The sequence below is a fragment of the Paenibacillus sp. strain BS8-2 genome (genome assembly GCF_054483835.1).
In genome coordinates this window covers 4,640,283-4,658,382 of the sequence record NZ_CM137010.1, presented here as the reverse complement: position 1 = coordinate 4,658,382, position 18,100 = coordinate 4,640,283, and the positions used below count along the sequence as shown (strand labels likewise).

Annotated in this window: 16 protein-coding genes; 2 read left to right on the top strand and 14 right to left on the bottom strand. The window is 46.5% G+C overall.

Annotated elements, in window-relative coordinates; all coding sequences use genetic code 11:
- Nucleotides 1-175: 175 nt before the first annotated feature.
- The 8 genes from ACX1C1_RS20155 to ACX1C1_RS20120 all read right to left on the bottom strand — a co-directional run bounded on the left by ACX1C1_RS20155 (nt 176) and on the right by ACX1C1_RS20120 (nt 9,654).
- On the bottom strand, nt 176-1,627 hold the full coding sequence (locus ACX1C1_RS20155; RefSeq protein WP_458953948.1) for an IS1182 family transposase: 1,452 nt from the start codon (nt 1,625-1,627) through the stop codon (nt 176-178).
- Between the two features lie 145 nt (nt 1,628-1,772).
- Nucleotides 1,773-2,480: an FAD-dependent oxidoreductase gene (locus tag ACX1C1_RS20150; protein ID WP_458953947.1), complete on the bottom strand. Its 708-nt coding sequence runs from the start codon at nt 2,478-2,480 to the stop codon at nt 1,773-1,775.
- Nucleotides 2,481-2,498: 18 nt separating this feature from the next.
- Nucleotides 2,499-4,757, bottom strand: coding sequence for an ATP-binding cassette domain-containing protein (locus ACX1C1_RS20145; RefSeq protein ID WP_458953946.1), 2,259 nt, complete (start codon nt 4,755-4,757; stop codon nt 2,499-2,501).
- A 70-nt stretch (nt 4,758-4,827) separates the two neighbouring features.
- Nucleotides 4,828-5,226, bottom strand: a complete 399-nt coding sequence (locus ACX1C1_RS20140) for an SRPBCC family protein (protein WP_458953945.1) — start codon at nt 5,224-5,226, stop codon at nt 4,828-4,830.
- 2 nt (nt 5,227-5,228) lie between these two features.
- Complete coding sequence (locus tag ACX1C1_RS20135) at nt 5,229-5,534, bottom strand: ArsR/SmtB family transcription factor (protein WP_458957741.1); 306 nt, start codon at nt 5,532-5,534, stop codon at nt 5,229-5,231.
- Between the two features lie 112 nt (nt 5,535-5,646).
- A complete protein-coding gene (locus ACX1C1_RS20130; protein WP_458953944.1) occupies nt 5,647-6,318 on the bottom strand; it encodes a M50 family metallopeptidase in 672 nt (223 codons plus the stop codon).
- 88 nt (nt 6,319-6,406) lie between these two features.
- Nucleotides 6,407-7,426: an SDR family oxidoreductase gene (locus tag ACX1C1_RS20125; protein ID WP_458953943.1), complete on the bottom strand. Its 1,020-nt coding sequence runs from the start codon at nt 7,424-7,426 to the stop codon at nt 6,407-6,409.
- A 161-nt stretch (nt 7,427-7,587) separates the two neighbouring features.
- Nucleotides 7,588-9,654, bottom strand: a complete 2,067-nt coding sequence (locus ACX1C1_RS20120) for an Ig-like domain-containing protein (RefSeq protein ID WP_458953942.1) — start codon at nt 9,652-9,654, stop codon at nt 7,588-7,590.
- Nucleotides 9,655-10,032: 378 nt separating this feature from the next.
- On the opposite strand from ACX1C1_RS20120, the gene ACX1C1_RS20115 reads away from it, so the two are divergent.
- Nucleotides 10,033-10,368: a DUF1904 family protein gene (locus ACX1C1_RS20115; protein WP_458953941.1), complete on the top strand. Its 336-nt coding sequence runs from the start codon at nt 10,033-10,035 to the stop codon at nt 10,366-10,368.
- Nucleotides 10,369-10,387: 19 nt separating this feature from the next.
- Here ACX1C1_RS20115 and ACX1C1_RS20110 read toward each other — a convergent pair whose 3' ends face one another.
- From ACX1C1_RS20110 to abc-f, 4 genes are all read right to left on the bottom strand, one after another.
- Complete coding sequence (locus tag ACX1C1_RS20110; RefSeq protein WP_458953940.1) at nt 10,388-10,696, bottom strand: hypothetical protein; 309 nt, start codon at nt 10,694-10,696, stop codon at nt 10,388-10,390.
- Nucleotides 10,697-10,806: 110 nt separating this feature from the next.
- A complete protein-coding gene (locus ACX1C1_RS20105; protein ID WP_458953939.1) occupies nt 10,807-12,288 on the bottom strand; it encodes an aminoacyl-histidine dipeptidase in 1,482 nt (493 codons plus the stop codon).
- Nucleotides 12,285-12,785 (bottom strand): GAF domain-containing protein, encoded by a 501-nt coding sequence (locus tag ACX1C1_RS20100; protein WP_458953938.1) that lies wholly within the window; start codon nt 12,783-12,785, stop codon nt 12,285-12,287. The genes ACX1C1_RS20105 and ACX1C1_RS20100 overlap by 4 nt, the downstream gene beginning before the upstream one ends.
- A gap of 75 nt (nt 12,786-12,860) precedes the next feature.
- Entirely contained in the window at nt 12,861-14,348 is a 1,488-nt protein-coding gene (gene abc-f, locus ACX1C1_RS20095; protein ID WP_458953937.1) for a ribosomal protection-like ABC-F family protein, read from the bottom strand.
- 440 nt (nt 14,349-14,788) lie between these two features.
- On the opposite strand from abc-f, the gene ACX1C1_RS20090 reads away from it, so the two are divergent.
- Complete coding sequence (locus ACX1C1_RS20090; RefSeq protein ID WP_458953936.1) at nt 14,789-14,998, top strand: small, acid-soluble spore protein, alpha/beta type; 210 nt, start codon at nt 14,789-14,791, stop codon at nt 14,996-14,998.
- 113 nt (nt 14,999-15,111) lie between these two features.
- On the opposite strand, the gene ACX1C1_RS20085 is transcribed toward ACX1C1_RS20090, so the two are convergent.
- Nucleotides 15,112-15,633 carry a D-glycero-alpha-D-manno-heptose-1,7-bisphosphate 7-phosphatase gene (locus tag ACX1C1_RS20085; protein ID WP_458953935.1) on the bottom strand — a complete coding sequence of 174 codons (522 nt, stop codon included), beginning with the start codon at nt 15,631-15,633 and terminating at the stop codon, nt 15,112-15,114.
- A gap of 34 nt (nt 15,634-15,667) precedes the next feature.
- Nucleotides 15,668-18,064 (bottom strand): polyprenyl synthetase family protein, encoded by a 2,397-nt coding sequence (locus ACX1C1_RS20080; protein WP_458953934.1) that lies wholly within the window; start codon nt 18,062-18,064, stop codon nt 15,668-15,670.
- Nucleotides 18,065-18,100 lie beyond the last annotated feature (36 nt).

Sequence of the window (18,100 nt, the reverse complement as noted above, 5' to 3'; positions counted from 1 at the left end):
GGTTTCACGAATGAAAATAACGGTCCACATACAAAGAGACCGCCGATTGATACGGGAGGCCACTGAAAATCTGTGGCTTATACATGCTCAAGTATGGCACTACACAAAACAAAGGCTAATTCCATTCGTTATGAATGAGAATTAGCCTTTGTTTCTTTGGTATGCCAATTCTATTTCACTTCATTAACTTCAATATTCGCTTCACATTGACTGTGAATATCGCGACTGCACCTTGCATTTCCATACCTAATAGACCCGAGGTCTCAGCTACATCATACCCGTGTCTATGTTTCAGTTCACTATTCTTTGCTTCAATTTTATAGCGTTCTTTTGCTTTTTCCTTGAAATAGTCACTTTCCTGAAAGAGCTTTTGACCACTGTGTTCGGCTGATTTAATGCTAACCGAATAGGTCTTTGTCTTTGCTCCTTCTTTATAGCAGCCTTCTTTGAAGGGACATTGCTGGCATTTGCTTATATCAAAATAAAAAGTATTGACTTGGTTTTTTGCTACATTTTTTGTACCTGTTCTTGCCTTGCGAATGGCCAGGTGTCCTGCTTTGCACACGTACATGCCTGCATCCTTATTGAAATCAAATTCGTCCTCTTTACGACGAGCGCCATCTGAGATCATAGGGTTTAATTTGGATACCAATTTAAGTTCGTTTTCATTGGCATACTGAATATTATCCTTTTCTGAATAAGCGGTGTCCCCAATTACAGTATCAATCTCCATCCCCGTTTCGATACTTTTCTCAATTAACGTTTGTAATTGCTTTCCATCGTTCTTTTCGCCTGTCGTGATGATCGCAGCAGTAATGATTCGCTCCTCGTTCATGGCGATATGTGTTTTGTAACCAAAGAAAGAGGAGTCCGCTGTTTTGTGTCCTACACGTGCATCCGTGTCGTTTGAGCGTTGCAGTTGTTCATTGTGATCCGCTACGATTTCTTTCAAGTAGTTCAACTTTTCTTGAACCTTTGGATAGTGGCTGATGGCTTCTTCCTTTTCAACAGCCTCAATCACTTTTTGACAATACGCCAACTCATCGGCTATGTCGTTTGTCGTTGTTTTGGGCGGGAATTTCTCTTTCATCGATTCGTCGATTTGGTAGACAGCTTTGCGAAGTAATTTTGATTTTTCTATTAGGAATTCCTTCGGCGATTGCTGATTATATCTTGCTTTTGTGTGTGTCGCGTCTACGATGATTGATTTGCTTTTAATGAGTTCCTTCTCCAGAGCGATTTCCACTGTTTTCTGAATTAGCATGTCGAGCAGATTAATGTCTTTCAAGCGTAGCTTGCGAAACTTCGTTAATGAACTGGGATTGATAACCGCGTCTTCCGGGGCCATATCCAGAAAATATTTAAAGGACATGTCATATTTCGAACGCTCTACGACATCTACATCTGAAAAATCAAAGATGGATTTCAATAACAAATATTTAAACATCCGAATAGGGGGAACAGCATTTCGACCATTGTCTAAGCAATAATTCACTTCTAACTCTTCATGAATAAAAGAGAAATCGACAAGGTCATTAATCTGTCGGAGCATATTGTCTTTTGGGACAACGATATCGTATATGCCCATATATGGACTAAGATTTAAGCTTTGTTGATTTGAAATCATCTGGGTCACCGCCTGTTTTGGTTACCCCTATTATACAAGAAAACAAGATGCTCTTCCTCTTATATGTGGAAGAACACCTTGTTTTTAATTAAAGAACTTTTTCAGTGGCCTCTTGATACGGCGGCCTCTCTTGACTGAGATTGTTTTAATATCCGAAGAAAGCATCCTTTTTAATCTGCCCCTTCGTAATTCCATTCTTTTGAACGAGATCGGCAAACGAAGTAACCATTGCCTTTGGTCCCGCGATATAATATACAGCATCGTTCTTATACTGTCCGGTTACTCCATCCAATTCACGCTGAAGCTCTTCTCGTGATTCCAGATAAGCAACGCTAATAGATGGGTGTGCGGCAATCGCGTCGAGTTCTTCTTTATATAGATAGTTCTGCTTGCTGTCCAAATATAACAGATGGATCGGTTTCATGTCCCGTTTCCCCTGTGATTCCACCTGCTTCAACATTGCACGGAAAGGCGTGATACCGATCCCCCCTGCGATAAAGACAGAAGGCGTGTGTTCTTGAAGCTGGAACCCGCCGACCGGTCCCGTCATATTGACTTTCATGCCTGGCGTCAGTTCCAACATCGCTTGTTTATACTCGCTTGGTTGATGACCGATACGCATGGTAAGTCTAATGATGTTTTCCGAAGGAGCGGAAGCCACGCTGAACGGCTTGAGCGGATTTTTGACCTTTTTATGGGCAATCCGGAACAAGCCATGTTGACCAGCGTTCCAGCTTACATCCCCATCTTTTTTGAATAAAAACGAATATACATCCTCCGACTCTTGGATGCTTTCGACAAACGTGATCTCTTTTTTCTTGAACATCTTCAAGAAGTCCCCAAAGAAACTCATCCGATTTTCTCCCCTTAGTTAACCTGCCAAATATTTGCCTGTAATCGAACGTTCCGCTTGTACAATACCTTCCGGCGTACCTTCGAATACGACCTGTCCGCCTCTGCTGCCTCCGCTCGGTCCCATATCGATAATCCAATCGGCTTGACTGATGACGTCAATATTATGTTCGATGACGATTACCGTGTTGCCCGTGTCGACGAGCCGATTCATAATCCCCATCAGCTGGTTAATGTCGGACATGTGCAAACCAGTTGTCGGTTCATCCATTACATAAATACTGCCGTTCTTGTGGAGTTCACTCGCTAACTTGATCCGTTGGCATTCGCCGCCGGATAACGTGCTCAGCGGTTGACCCAGTGTAATATAGGTGAGTCCGACATCGCTCATAGCCTGCAGCTTGCGAACAACCTCTTTGATCGTAAAGAATTCAAGCGCCTTCTCAACGGTCATCTCCAGTACTTCGGCAATGTTCTTGCCGTTCAGCGTATAGGCCAGCACCTCTTCCTTAAACCGTTTGCCTCCGCAAACATCACATGGAAGCTTGACGCTGTCGAGGAAGGAGAGATCCATATAGGTAACGCCAAGTCCTTGGCAGTTCTCGCAGGCACCCTTGGAATTAAAGCTGAACAAACCTTGGTTGACTTTGTTGGCAGAAGCGAATGCCTTACGAACATCATCCATGATACCCGTGTAGGTCGCAGGATTGGAACGAGTCGAAACGCCGACAGCCGATTGGTCGATGACGATTGCATCTTGATGCTGGCTGAGGAAAACTTCATTAATAAGCGTGCTTTTTCCCGAGCCAGCAACGCCCGTGACGACAGTCATCACGCCTGTAGGAATATCAACGCTCACATCTTGTAAATTATGAAGAGTGGCATTGTTCACGGACAGCTTGCCCGTTGGTTTCCTGCAATCGCTTTTCAGCTCGAGCGGTCGTTTCATATGCGCACCAGTCAATGTACCCGATTCCAGCAAGCCTGGGAAGCTGCCTTCATACACAATATTGCCACCACGGCTGCCCGCATGAGGGCCAACATCGACAATATGATCAGCGACCTTGATGACATCGGGATCATGTTCAACCACGATGACGGTATTGCCTTTGTCTCGCAGCTTCTTCAGCAACTCGTTAAGCCGATGTACATCGCGAGGATGAAGACCTACGCTCGGTTCATCGAAAATGTACGTCACATCCACCAAGCTGCCGCTCAGATGTTTCACCATCTTGACGCGCTGCGACTCTCCGCCTGACAACGTATCCGTTTCCCGATCCAGCGTCAAGTAGTCGAGACCAATGTCGACCAGATGCTGCAAGCGCTCCGCCAACGACTTCACGATTGGAGCAGCAACCGGGTCATTGATTTCTTTCACAACTCGTATGAGATTGCCAACCTCCATCGAAGACATATCGGCAATGTTAAGCCCGTTGATCTTGCAGCTTAACGTAGACTGACTAAGTCTGGCTCCATGGCAGCTTGTACAAGGCCCTTCGGAAATGTACGGCGCAACTAACTTTTGCGTGCGTTCTGACTTTGTTTTGACATCTTGTTTGATATATTTGTTGGTGAATTTCTCAAGCATGCCTTCGACGGTAATGTTCATGGTTTTGCCGGCAAAATCCACTTGAACCTTTCTCGCCTTGCCATACAGCAGCAGTTCCAGCTCTTCGGCCGAATAATCGCTTAGCTTCTTATCGGGATCAAAGGAACCGGATTGCATAATCATATTAAATTCCCAGCCGCCTGGACCAAAATCCGGGAGCATAAGGGCGCCTTCGTTCAGCGATTTGCTTTTATCCACCGCTTTGCTCATATTGACGCCAAGACGGCGACCGATTCCGTTACATTCCGGACACATGCCTTGTGGATCATTAAATGAAAAGACATGGGAAGGTCCAACATGGGGTTGCCCCACACGGGAGAAGAGCAGTCGTAATATAGGCGAAATATCGGTAATTGTCCCCATCGTGGAGTGAGATCCGCCGCCAAGCCGCTTCTGATCCACAATAACCGCCATGCTTAGGTTTTCAATTGAATCCGTATCCGGCTGTGGAACTCGCGGAAGGAACGTCCGGACGAACATGCTGAAATTCTCATTCAATAATCGTGTGGATTCGGCTGCTATCGTATCGAATACGATCGATGATTTGCCGGAGCCGGATACACCTGTGAAGATTGTGATTTGTTTCTTCGGGATCCGAAGGGATACGTTCTTTAAGTTGTTTTCCCTTGCGCCCGTGAGGATGATATAATCTTGATTCGATTCGGACATGTTGCCCTCCCTTTTCATCATTAAAGTATGCACCGACTACATCGCTGCAGCCAGTTGAATCACTACGACATTAATTAGCCAGCAGCTTCTCCAGCTCGCCGCACCAATTGCTCCAGCCATGTCGAGCTCCCTCTAGACCATGTACATTCGAGAAACCTGTCTGCTGAAGTTGAAGATTCACTTTGCCGTCCTCCAGCACTTGCAGTGTCCATACAACCGTGTGTTTCTCATCGCCAACAGCCCAGGTATAAGACAAGCGGCTAGGCGCTTCTACGACAAGCACTTCACCGTTGATGATTCCATCCCAATATGGATTAGGTTCGGCGTGGAATTGAAATTGATGTCCGACTACCGGAATAAAATCGTTAGGGAGTACCCACTTGGCAAGCGTCTCTGAATTCGTTAATGCGGACCAAACCTTATCGATTGTAGTGTTGTACTGAAAATCTAATGTTAAAGCTAGCGTCATCGCTACTCCTCCTCTAATAGTAAGTTAAGGCGCATCATATTGGCGCTCCAGAACTTGTTATAGAATGACAGCCAATCCTGTATTTCTTTAAGGGGGGATGCGTTAAGCCGATATCGTGTTTCTCTGCCCACCTTACGGTCTATTACCAGACCGGCTTCCTTAAGAATCGTCAAATGTTTGGAAACCGCCGTTCGTCCCATATCGAATTGATTCGTTAATTCATGGAGCGGGAGTTCTTCTGCCTCGGACAACAAGTGTATCAATTTACGCCTGGTTGGATCAGCGATTGCGTCGAACACATCCCGCATCGGTTGAGTATCGCTCACAACACCCTCTCCTGCGTAATTATAATCCAGATTAGGACACCATCTGGTGACGTTTTTTATTATAGGACACCATTTGGTGACGTGTCAATGACGACTATACACTCTTTCGTTTGCCGAACAAATGACCGAGCGAAGCCTTGGCACACCAGAGTGCGATCGCTGCGAATAACAACCCCCACACTATTGCGGGCACGCCCGTCGAGCTGCTCAAGCTATGGGTATCGCCTGCAGTCGCTGGTGATACTAGAGCCATGTATAAGATAACCAGCGATGACACGACCGATTCCACCAAGCTTAAGAAAGCGATGAGCAGATAGTAGCCTTTCTGCAGCCAATTCGGCCCTATTAACGCAATCAAAGTAGTAACAATGGCAAAACCAGCGCTCCATGTGATCCCATAGCCGTTTCTCACGAACAAGATTACTGCAGCTAATGCGAGAAAGGAGACTAACAATAGTCCTTGTTTAATCCGACCCTTTGCATACATGGCGAACAATAATACCGTATAAAGCGATGCACCGATATAACCCGCCAAAGCAATGGGAATGAGCATCCAGCCTTCTTGGAATTGCGTGTAGGTAACGCCGCTTTGATCCGCGAATAGATGTATCTCCATGACTTTGCCCTGTAAGACAAGCGCGGCTGCGGCGTGCGCAAGCTCGTGCACCAGTGTATTAACATTGCGGAAAAACGATGAAAACGGAATAAATCGAGTCAATATCAGCACAACAATAAAGATGAGTCCACCTCGGAGCCAAGAGAACACGCTGTTTCCTCCCTTCTATTCACTATTCTCGACCGAAGCGAAAAAAATCTCGCCCCTGTTCAAGAGACGAGATAGACGATCAAGCATATTAGGACCCTTGTACGGTTTTAATTGCTACTTCCATGGCATCAATCACTTTATCACACCATACATCAAATTCTGGATCCTCATGTTGTAGAGCTGGATTGGCCAGGATATGTTCGATAGTCGAGCGGATGCCTTGATCGAAGCGGGTCGTGGCAACAAACTCCGGTACAAGCCGCTTTAACTTCGTATTATCGAATATCACGGAATTCGCTTTGTCACCGATTAATCCTCCAAGGTAGTCCATGCTGCTGGTCGCCGCAAGGAACGTAGATGGTACATGTACGGCATTCAACTTCACGCCTAGGGCGTCTGCAATACAGGTATAGATTTGATTCCATGTGAGCGATTCGTCTGACGTTATGCCGACTGCTTCACCAATCGCATGGATGTTCCCCATTAAACCAATGAATCCCTTCGCAAAGTCAGTGCTGTGAGTCATCGTCCAGAGCGATGTGCCATCTCCATGAATAATGACGGGTTTCTGCTCGAGCATTCGTTTGGCTACTTGCCATGAGCCGCGCGAGCCATGGACGCCAAGCGGGATGGAACGTTCGTTATAGGTATGGCTTGGTCTAACGATCGTAACCGGGAATCCATGCTCACGGTATTGTTGCATGAGATATTCTTCGCAGGCTATCTTATTGCGGGAGTACTCCCAATATGGATTAGCTAGCGGCGTACTCTCCGTAATCTGAACATTCATCAGTGGTTTCTGGTATGCAGATGCTGAACTAATGAAGATAAATTGTTTGGTCTTGCCTGCGAACAGCCTGTAATCTCGCTCAAGCTGCGCAGGCACATAAGCGATGAAATCCGCAACGACATCAAACGATAAGTCTTCGATTAACTTGGCGACGGCTTCTTCGTCCTGGATATCCGCTTGCAAGCTATGTACGCCGGCTGGCAGCTCGGAAGATCGATTCCCTCGATTCAGCACATACAACTGATGCCCTTGTGCAGCTAATTGTTGCGTAATGGCGGAACTAATGGTGCCTGTGCCACCGATGAATAACGCTTTCATGTGTGCCACCTCCGTAGATTACTGTTCATCTTCACCTTACCATTTGCGCGAACAGAACCGCAACCATTCGTTTATTAGATAATAGAAGTTTTTGGTGCAAAAAAAAGAGGAGCCGCTTATTCAGCCAGCTCCCTGTCGTTATAGATGAGGTGAAATGGAGATCAAATACCTGTAAACAGCAGAGCAATATCATCGTTACCGTTTTTTGTTCTCCATCCGTTGAACCCGGCGGCATCGGTAATTCCAGGCTTAAACGTTAATACGTATACTTGACCAGGCGTCATGTCATCCTTAAGCTTTAATGTCACTTCGTGAACCACCGCACCTGTTTGGTTTAATTCATCATGCGAGATCGTTACGTCGCCTCCGCCTTGTTTTTTGATCATAAAATAGGGTTCGTTCACGTTTTTAACTGGTTCACTGAAGATGACTTTAATGGTCGAACGATTGATCACGACGACTTGCTTCGCATAAGGCTGCTCATTCGATACGATGGTTCCGGCGAATGCAAGCTCATTGGCGCCATCATTCGCAAGGAGCGACGATACGCCTGTGATCTTAGCCATATAAACATGGCCTGGCTGGAATAGATCCGGATTTGATTCGGAGCTTGTGCGTAATTGCACAATGACCGTTTTATTGGTCCCCGGCTTGCGTACCGCATATTTGCTCCAACCGGACATGGAGACATTGTTGCCATTATCTTTGAGACTCGAAATCGACAGTGAGCCAACATCCGTATCGGTAATATCTCGATCGAATGTGATTTCGACTGTATTATTGTTAACGGCATTAATTGATTGTAGTTTCACGGGTAGAAGCGGATTGGCCATTCCGCCAAACAACAAACCTGATTTGGTATCCATCACGTTGCCGGCAAGATCGGGTATTCCCGCAACAGTCAAGCTGTAGACGGTTTTGTCTAGCTGAGCAGAAGTCCGAAGTGTGATTGTGCGACCCTCATTGTCGATGCTGGCCGATACAATCGCAAGACCCTGAATGCTGTATCTGCCGGTCTGAACCGCGATATCACGGTTAACCTTCTCGTTGAATCGAATTGTGAGTGAAGCATCGGGATTGACCTTAAAATCCGATTCGATGATCGTTGGTTTAGTAGCATCGTTGCTGCCCACAATTGACAAGTCTGATCTCGTGTCCATCACATTGCCTGCGCTATCCTTAATATTCTTGACGGTGAGCCAATATCTGACGTTGTCTGATTGGTTAGATGTGGTTATCGTCACGATACGTTTATCGTTTGAGAGCTGTATATTCGTTACTTTCAATCCGCCTGAGAAGGAGTAGTTCGATGCATTGACGGCTGAGTCATTGTGTAAGGCTTCTGAGAATGTGAGCGTATATACCTTAGCTGAGATGCGATCGAGCGCAATAATCGTTGGTTTAGTCATATCCGATCTCGGGGATAAGAATGACCAAGTATTGCCATCGATGTTAAGATAATGCGTTCGGTTCTCGAACTGATAACCTGTGGTCAGCAAGACCGACATTCCATCATTGCTCAGCGTAGCTAGATAGATGGGCACATGGTTGCCTGCATGATCGTAGATGGAAAACCGCGAAATATCAGCAGATTCGGTTTTCGACTTTAGATTTACACGGACGGATTGCACGCTAAGCCCTTCAATCGAGCGCACCTCAAGTTCACTTTCCCATCCGGTGAACACCGCATAGATGGCTTCTACAAGTACACTCCGAGTCGCATTGATTGTATAGTCGTTCCGATGTGTGATCCAGCCCTTATTTAAGGCTGTGCCAACAGCGGCTTTTGCCCATTGTGACACCTTGCCATTGAATCCGAAATTCGGATTGGCAGTTACGTTGTTGACTTTCAGGAGCACGGTTGCCAATTCTTCGATCTTCACAGGCGCAGTCGGCTCGAAGCGATTCTCCCCTCGTCCGACCATAATGCCGGCGCTCCGCACCGATTGAACGGCATTGTAAGACCAACGTGTTTTCAGAACATCTACAAAGCTTGGAGTCGAGCTCGAACGTGGCAATTCCAGAAGCTTCTGCAGAACGGCTGCAAATTGCTCCCGCGACATCGATTCGTGGAGACGGGATGAACCATCCTCGAATCCGGTCATAATCCCTTCTTGTTTTAAGACTTGAAACTTGTCTTCCGTGGATAACGTTGAAGCGGCAGCAGCCGAGATGGCGACACTCAGAAATAAGGTTAATGCTAGCCAGATGGAAATAACTTTCTTCATGATTGCAGTCCTCCTAATTAGATTTCTGCCGGTGCCGCCGAAGCAGTGAGGCCTTAAGCGTGCGGGCCAGCGAATGTACCAACTTAAACGACGTCTCCAATAGAAAAGTTACTGTCGAAAATCGCCTTCGTCAAAAGTAGTCATCATTCGATCAAACTTCTGTGCATTCGCCTCGCAATGCTTGTTTGGACGTACGCACCAACACTCCCTCCATACAAAAAACGGCTATCATCCGAAAGGGACGATAACCGATTTTTATTACTTTTTCAGTTTGAGCGTTATCAAGCTGTGAACTTCGTTATTTAGTGATATAGTGAAAAGGTATATGAGAGCCGTCCAAAGTTAACATCATTAATTATTTAATAGGAGTTGAATCACATGCCCCATCTACTATTCCGAGGTGTGAATCCCGAACGTCTTCAGGTCGCTGCGCCGCCTCTTGTAGACCGTCTTGCAGAGGTCTGCGACTGCGGTGCCGATCAATTTACGCTGAATGCCCTGCAAGTTACGAACATCTATGGCAGCGGACCAAACGATCCTCCATTTGCTTTTGTAGAGATTGGATGGTTCGAGCGTGGCGCTGTAACGCGTGCAAAGGTTGCTGATGCGGTGACGGACACGATTATCAATCTGGGAATTCCGGACGTAGAGATCGTGTTCCATACATACAGCGAGCAGCATTATTATATCAATGGCGTTGCAGTTGCCCCATAAAGGCCAACTCTATCTCGACCTAACCTTCGGTGAGGTCCGCGCTTAATTCGCTTGCAATCTCAATCATTTTGGGAACTACGGCTTCGTTTGTTACAGCGACATATAAGTCTCCCATATAATGACGAAACGGGATCGTAAGCTCGCCCACACTCCACATGAAGAAATCGCCTTCGATTGTCATTGTCGCTCCGGGACCAGCCACTGTATAGGATGTCATATATGCGAAATCAGGTTTGGATGCAAAATATTGTTTGCACTCCTCTAACGAAATTTCCAGCGTATCCTGTGGCTCCTGGAAGCTCCTCGTCATTCGGTATCGTTCACTCATCGTGCTTTGCCTCCACTTCATATCAGTCATTCATTTTTTAAGTGTATTATGGGCCCTGATCTCTTGTACGTCAGGGCTTTAACCGTAGTACAGTCATGCATAGCTTACGTTTACGCATTGAGCGCACGTAAAACATCCGTCAAGAATAGCCATGAACGTTCAACAGACGAAATGGACAAATGCTCTTGAGGGGTATGAATATCGTACAAATTCGGACCGTAAGAGACCGCATCCAGATCAGGCAGCTTCCCGATTAGAACTCCGCACTCGAGTCCGGCATGGATAGCTTTTACATCTAGCGGTTTGCCGAATCTGTTTTCATACACAGACTCGAGAACTGGGCGCAGCTTGGAGTCGGCCCGATACGGCCAGCCTGGGAAGTAGCTGTCAGCATGGAAGCCAGCGCCCACACTTTCGGCTAAGGTCTCCAAGTTGCGCAGCACATCGTCGGTTTGCGATTTGAGCGAGCTGCGCGCCAAGCTTTGCAGTACAATCGTATTTTCATTCATCGTTACAACGCCAAGGTTCGTTGATGTGCGAACCAAATTCGGGATAGCTTTGTCCATGCTTACCACGCCATTTGGAATCAGTGTAAGCAATCGAATGACGGTTTGTTTGGTTGCATCATCCCATACGACTTGTTTGTCACCAGAAGGCCAAGCCTCAGCTTCTCGCAAGGATACATTCACGTTCCCATCCGTAACCTGATACTCCGCACGCAGCAGCTTGTTCCATTCAATTAGTCTTGCTTTCACATCGTCTCTTGCTTCATCGGTGAGGCAAACATTCGCTTCTGCTTCCCGCGGAATCGCATTTGCTTTCATCCCGCCACTAATACTAATAAGCGAGAATGGTACTTGACGGCGAAGATCGTCAAGGACACGGCCAAGCAGCTTATTGGCATTGCCGCGTTCATGGATGATATCGTCGCCGGAATGTCCGCCGCGCAGACCATCGACGACAATCGTATAGGCAGCGCCATCGTCCTCTTTGTATGCTCGGGTAATACGCGGGACCTTATGATACAGATTAATACCGCCTGCGCTGCTCACGAATAATACACCTTCACGATCAGAATCGAAGTTGATCATGCGACGACCCTTGAGTGTAGAAACGTCCAATGCGAAAGCACCGCCCATTGTTGTTTCTTCTTCCGTTGTCATCAGAATCTCAAGCTCGGGATGCTCTAGCTCAGGCGAATCGATAATAGCCATAGCTGTTGCTACCGCAATACCATTGTCGGCGCCAAGCGTTGTTCCCTCTCCGTAGATAAAGTCGTCTTCGATACGGAACGTGATGGGATCTGTTGTGAAATCATGGTCGGTACCTTTGTTTTTCTCGCAGACCATATCGAGATGCCCTTGGAAGATCACAGTCGGAGCCGTTTCGTACCCTAGCGATGCTCGCTTCCGAATAATGAGATTATGTCGTTCATCTTGTATGACCTCACAACCGCGCTGACGAGCGAAATCGGCGACATAATCGCTGACCCTCTTCTCATTGCCTGAACCACGCGGTATGGCGGACAATTCCTCGAATAATTGCAAAACCTTTAATAGCCCCGTATATTTGCGTTCCCGATCTACCGTCATTGTACGGCTTCCTCCTCTGCCAGATGATCCAGTAATGCTTCAGCGAACAACTCCAGCCAGCGTTCATCGACTTCGTCAAATCGTGCTATGCTTGGACTATCGATGTCCAATACGCCTATGAGCTTGCCGTTCTTTGACAGCGGGACAACTATTTCCGAACGGGAAGCAGCATCACAAGCGATGTGTCCAGGGAATGTATGAACATCATCCACCCGTATGGTCTTTCCTCTGCTCGCCGCTGCACCGCAGACACCTTTCGATAATGGGATGCGCACGCACGCAGGCAGCCCCTGGAATGGACCCAGCACAAGCTCGCTCTCACGATATACATAGAACCCAACCCAGTTGATATCCTCTAGAAACTGATGAAGTAACGCCGAAGCGTTAGCCATATTAGCGATAGGATCTCGTTCACCCTCAAGTAAGGCACGGAGTTGACGGATTAATTGTTCATAATTTTGCTCTCTTGAGCCATCGTAATTCTCGGTGTGAAACATAGCTGTTCTCCTCTGATTCTGACAGGTATAGGATGTTTTCGGTTTCAGTGTACCACACTTGACGGGTTGAAATCTTTATTGAACGGACAGTTGGACTTCTTTGGTTGCAATCCGCTTCGTAAATTCTCGATCATGCTCCACGAACAGAAGCGTCGGTTCGTAGTCTAGCAGCAGCTCCTCGATCTGTATCCGAGATATAACATCAATGAAATTAAGCGGCTCATCCCAGATATGGAGATGGGCTTGCTCACATAAGCTTCTGGCGATTAAGACCTTCTTTTTTTGCCCGCCGCTATATGAAGCGATATCCTTTTCAAACTGCACCCTGGCGAAATCGAGCTTTCGCAGAATGGATTTGAACAGACTTTCATCAATGCCATATTGCCTGGCATAATCGCTCAAATTCCCTTGCAAATGGGATGTGTCTTGTGACACGTAGGATAGGAGCAGTCCGCTTCCTTTGCTTAACGTCCCTGTATGAGTGATCGCTTCTCCATTAATCAGCTTTAATATGCTGGATTTCCCTGATCCGTTACGCCCCGTAAGCGCAATTCGATCTCCGCGCTCGATCTCGAAGCTGATCCCTTCACAAGCAGCATGGCCATTATAGAAGACGGAGACATGATTCAGCTCAGCAAGCCTGTTCTTATGGTAATGTAGCTGTGTGACCTTCAGATTTTCAGAGCTTTCAACATTTTTGAGCAGCTTCGATTTGTCCTCTATCGCGTTATGTTGCCGTTGCTCGATTGACTTGGAACGCTGCATCATCTTCGCTGCTTTGTGACCAACGTAACCTTTATCAATTTTGGAGCCTGAGTTACGCGTACCATTTTTTGATTTTTCGACCTTGTCGGACCAATCGCTTGTTCGTCTCGCCGATTCCGACAACCGTTTAATATCCTTTTTTAGTTTGTCATTTTCGGCAAGTTCGAAGTCATCCTGCAGCTTTTTATTTGCGAACCACTCTGAGAAATTGCCTCGTTGGATCGTAATGTTCGTCTTATTAATGGACAGAATGTGATCCACACAATGATCGAGGAACGAGCGATCATGCGAAATCAGGATATACCCCTTTTTGCTTCGCAAATAGTCGCTGACTAGCGCTCTTGCCTCCATATCGAGATGATTGGTGGGTTCATCGATCAGCAGAAAATGGTTGTCTTTTAGAAATAATGCAGCGAGAAGCACCTTTGTTTGCTCGCCATTCGATAACGTTCCGAAAGCCCGGTACAACAACTCCTCTCCGACCTGAAGGGCATTCAATTCCTTGGCTAATCTCCAATACTCATAGTCCGGGATTATGTCCTCCACGATTTGTATGGTCATCCTGCTTCGGTCCTCAACCGTAAACGGGAAATAATCAAATTCGACGGGAGCAGTAATTGTGCCGCTGTATTCGTATTTGCCGAGTAGTAATTGCATGAAAGTGGTTTTGCCACGTCCGTTCCTGCCGGTAAATCCTAATTTCCAATCCGTATCGATCTGGAAGCTTACGTTCTCAAAGATGGGATCGTAGCAACCGTCATATGCATAAGTTAGATTCGACACTTGTATCAATGCCATATGGCAACACCTCCGTATAGGAAATAAAAAAAGACCGCAAGAAAGTTACATTCTCGCAGTCCGAATTCATGCCATACAAATTCCGCCCTATACGGATGCGGAAATAAAGGTATGCCGAATACGACTAAAGCGAAGAGGTAACCTTCTTGCCTGTGCATAACGAAACAAACCTACACCTGTGATCAGGCGCTTGCTTGCTTCCGTTACCGACAAGAAATCCTACATCTTCGCTTCAGCTCCATTCGTAAAATTAACAGTAGCTTATCATATCAATGAGATGATGACAACCGCCTGTCGTAAACTAATTTCGCCCCAACAACTCAGCGGAAAACTGCTTTTTAATCATTACCAAAATTTACATCCAAACTTTTTTAAACGTCATGTATATCCTTTTCTATCATGAGCAAAATAACCTCACATCCCATTAAGGAGTGATAAAAATGAGTAGTTCAAACCAACTAGTAGTACCACAAGCAAAAGCAGCGATTAACCAAATGAAAGCTGAAGCAGCTTCCTCGCTCGGCGTATCCCTTTCTCAAGATGGATACAACGGCAACCTGACAACTCGCGACGCAGGTTCTATCGGTGGCTACATCACGAAAAAATTGGTTCAAATCGCAGAGCAACAACTCGGCGGCCAACGTTTCTAGAAACGGGCTTACGAATCTTCAAGATAGCAAGTCAAGAGCAACAGCAAGGCAGCCGATTAATCGGCTGCCTTGTTTCTTTTTATTTCAGCTTTTAGTTTATTCAGCTTCTAATTTCAGTTAATAACATGTTGCGCACGCATAGAGGTTACAGCATCGTACAAATGATGAAAATGAAAGTTTGGTTGAATCCCTGGCGGAATGGATTCGCCCAAAAAAACGGTGCGAACGCCTGCCTGTTCCCCTGCAATGATATCCGTATCCCGATCGCCTACCATAAAAGATTGCTGACGATCGATGCCATACTTATGGATGAGATCAAGCAGCATCCCGGCCTGAGGCTTGCGGCATGAACATCTGGCATGAGGTTTATGCGTGCAATATCGAACATCGTGAATATCTCCGCCTTCTGCTCTGATGAGGGTCATCATATAACCGTTTATACTCTTTAAAGCTGCTTTCGTCATATATCCGAGTCCAACGCCACCTTGATTGGAGGCGACAAACACCTGATACCCTAACTCTCCGAGCTGCTTGATCGCTTCCGCAGCGCCATCAATCAAGCGAAAATCGGATTTGCGGTTAATGTTGCCCGCATGATTAATAACGCCGTCCCGATCCAAAATAAAAGCTTTCATAACCACCCTCCGTCATGTCAACGCACTACTTGTATCATGACTGTCGAGTGATCAAATAATTCAACAGCTGCAATAAAAAATCGGAGGTGCGGGGCAGTCCCTTCAGCGCTTCCGCCGCAAGGCAATAATGCTCCCACATCTGCTTGGCCGCTCCATCTCGTCCATACAACGTAACGAAAGTCGAACTGCTATTATTCTCATCCTGTCCGGCGGGTTTGCCAAGTGTCGCAAGATTGCCTTCTGCATCAAGCAAATCATCTTTGATCTGGAAGGCGATCCCTGCGTGATACGCATAGGTTTGCAGCGTCTCCTTTTCTTGTGAGCCAGCCCCTGCTAAGATAGCCGGCATCATGAGGGATGCTTCAAATGCGATTCCCGTCTTGTAATAACATAATGTATTTAGCTGCTCCACTGTTAGCGACTGCCCGCGTGTACGAAGATCCATTTGTTGACCTCGGCACATGTCGGCTGCCTTTGAGGACGAATAATGAATGAGCGCAAGCACGGTCTTTGGATCGAAGCCAACAAGGGACGATTGCTCCTCGATCGCTTTCTGTATCATAAACAACCCGGTCAACTCGGCAGTTGAGCTGTCATGTACACGATGTAAAGTAGGGCGACCTCGGCGCGTAGAAGCATTGTCCTGAGTCGGCAAGTCGTCAAAGATGAGTGATGCCGTATGCATGTATTCTAATGATTTGATTAACGGGGCAATTGATGCTGGATCCATCCCGTATTCGTCGACACACATGACCCATGCCACAATAGGCCGGATTCGTTTCCCCGAGCCTTCCAGACTGTAATTCGCGGCTTCCGTTAATGTTTCACCGAGATAAACATCTCCTCCCTGATCCGGCAGAGGCAACAAAACATTAATTTTGTCGCGAACAGTTCGCACAATGGTTGTGAAGTAGCTCTTGTGCTCGCGTCCTCGACGCAGCATCGTCACCATCTGTTCCCGGAGCAGCTTATCGAAGAAATCAACCTTCTCCGCTTTCACAATAAGTTGGTCAATGCTTAATTGAAACGCCGTTTTCTCTGGTGCAAAAATCGCCATGAATTCACGGTACGCCTCTTCCCCGATACGGGTTTTGAACCGCCTTAGACCGCCGACAGCTCGTTCTAATATCACGTTTCGCGCAGTTTCATTGGAGTGATAGACCTGATGGATTAAATGAGCAATAACGGACCAATAAAGCTCGTATGGATTGGTCAAATCGTTACGTTCTTTATGATAACGATAATAATAGGTGTAGGGAGTAACGGCACCCTCCTCCATATCGTCGTATAGATCAGCTAAATCATCAGCCAATTGATTGTAGATGCCGTAAAAGAACGTACGTTCGCCAAATTCCTTGTCCGTGCCAGCACCAATAACGGAGCGAACGATCAAACGCGATGATGCCGATTTGAGAATAATGGGCAACAGCAGTTCTTCGTTTGTATAACTCGGATGCGTAATCGACTTGCCCCGATCGATATCTTGAGATTCGAAAAAAATGTAGGATTGCTCATAAAATACAGGTAAAGACGCCTGGCTTTGATGTGTTCTGATCCATTCGAACGCCTCGCGCAGCTCTCCGTGTATATATCGCATGAGCTCGATATTGGCGCCTTTCCAGTCCGAGATGTCTGGAACCGTTCCATGAAGCAATGTATGGCGAATCATTCCAGCATATTGGGATTTTTCATTGTCCTCCAGCAGGCCTGAATCCAATAGATCGTCGATAAATGGATAAGTAAGGCCATAGGAATATCCTAATCGGATTCCTTCGTCTAATCGATGCGATCGTTCTTCTTGCGTGATCGTTGCATCCATATCGTCCATGACATGCAGGACGACACCGATCATAATTTTGATCAGCTTGCGTACAGCGTGTTCTGCATTCATGGCTTCCGGTATATTGGCAGACACATTTCTGAGCTTCTGAATGGCCCAGATCATCGCCGATTCGACGCCTTCGCGCTGAGCCCATCTATATAACCCGGCAAGACTCATGTAATCGGGTTCATTGCTGTTCTCGGCTCCAGAATCCGGCTTCGGGATTAAATGCACCTTAATAAATCGAACCAGATCCTTTATTCGTTCATTCGTTTGCGGGGAAGAAGGATCTTTGCCGAGGTCTCTCATATACATGTAGGTAACACTGCGTTCCAGATAGGCATCCAGATTGCCCGTCAGGCGCTGCCATCGCAAAAATTTCCCATAATCTTTTGAATCGGGTATGCGGCTGGCAAGTGACATTGCAGATTGCCAGCGCTGAGATCGAATATGACTTTTCTTCCAAATATTAAAATCCGAATCCAGCGAAGTCATGTATGTTTTATGTTTAACTTCATGTTGCAGCAAGGAGAGATAACGGGCGGCCTTACGTTCCGCCTCGTCATACCAGGCGTTAGCATGATCCGTCGTCGCAGTTAAGTTATTCATTAGGAAACGCCCCTTATGTGTTGCACATTTTCGATA

Bases quoted from the DNA above. Each gene is read 5' to 3' on its own strand.
- ACX1C1_RS20155 (WP_458953948.1), bottom strand. From the start codon at position 1,627: ATGATTTCAAATCAACAAAGCTTAAATCTTAGTCCATATATGGGCATA.
- ACX1C1_RS20150 (WP_458953947.1), bottom strand. From the start codon at position 2,480: ATGAGTTTCTTTGGGGACTTCTTGAAGATGTTCAAGAAAAAAGAGATC.
- ACX1C1_RS20145 (WP_458953946.1), bottom strand. From the start codon at position 4,757: ATGTCCGAATCGAATCAAGATTATATCATCCTCACGGGCGCAAGGGAA.
- ACX1C1_RS20140 (WP_458953945.1), bottom strand. From the start codon at position 5,226: ATGACGCTAGCTTTAACATTAGATTTTCAGTACAACACTACAATCGAT.
- ACX1C1_RS20135 (WP_458957741.1), bottom strand. From the start codon at position 5,534: ATGCGGGATGTGTTCGACGCAATCGCTGATCCAACCAGGCGTAAATTG.
- ACX1C1_RS20125 (WP_458953943.1), bottom strand. From the start codon at position 7,426: ATGAAAGCGTTATTCATCGGTGGCACAGGCACCATTAGTTCCGCCATT.
- ACX1C1_RS20120 (WP_458953942.1), bottom strand. From the start codon at position 9,654: ATGAAGAAAGTTATTTCCATCTGGCTAGCATTAACCTTATTTCTGAGT.
- ACX1C1_RS20115 (WP_458953941.1), top strand. From the start codon at position 10,033: ATGCCCCATCTACTATTCCGAGGTGTGAATCCCGAACGTCTTCAGGTC.
- ACX1C1_RS20110 (WP_458953940.1), bottom strand. From the start codon at position 10,696: ATGAGTGAACGATACCGAATGACGAGGAGCTTCCAGGAGCCACAGGAT.
- ACX1C1_RS20105 (WP_458953939.1), bottom strand. From the start codon at position 12,288: ATGACGGTAGATCGGGAACGCAAATATACGGGGCTATTAAAGGTTTTG.
- ACX1C1_RS20100 (WP_458953938.1), bottom strand. From the start codon at position 12,785: ATGTTTCACACCGAGAATTACGATGGCTCAAGAGAGCAAAATTATGAA.
- abc-f (WP_458953937.1), bottom strand. From the start codon at position 14,348: ATGGCATTGATACAAGTGTCGAATCTAACTTATGCATATGACGGTTGC.
- ACX1C1_RS20090 (WP_458953936.1), top strand. From the start codon at position 14,789: ATGAGTAGTTCAAACCAACTAGTAGTACCACAAGCAAAAGCAGCGATT.
- ACX1C1_RS20085 (WP_458953935.1), bottom strand. From the start codon at position 15,633: ATGAAAGCTTTTATTTTGGATCGGGACGGCGTTATTAATCATGCGGGC.
- ACX1C1_RS20080 (WP_458953934.1), bottom strand. From the start codon at position 18,064: ATGAATAACTTAACTGCGACGACGGATCATGCTAACGCCTGGTATGAC.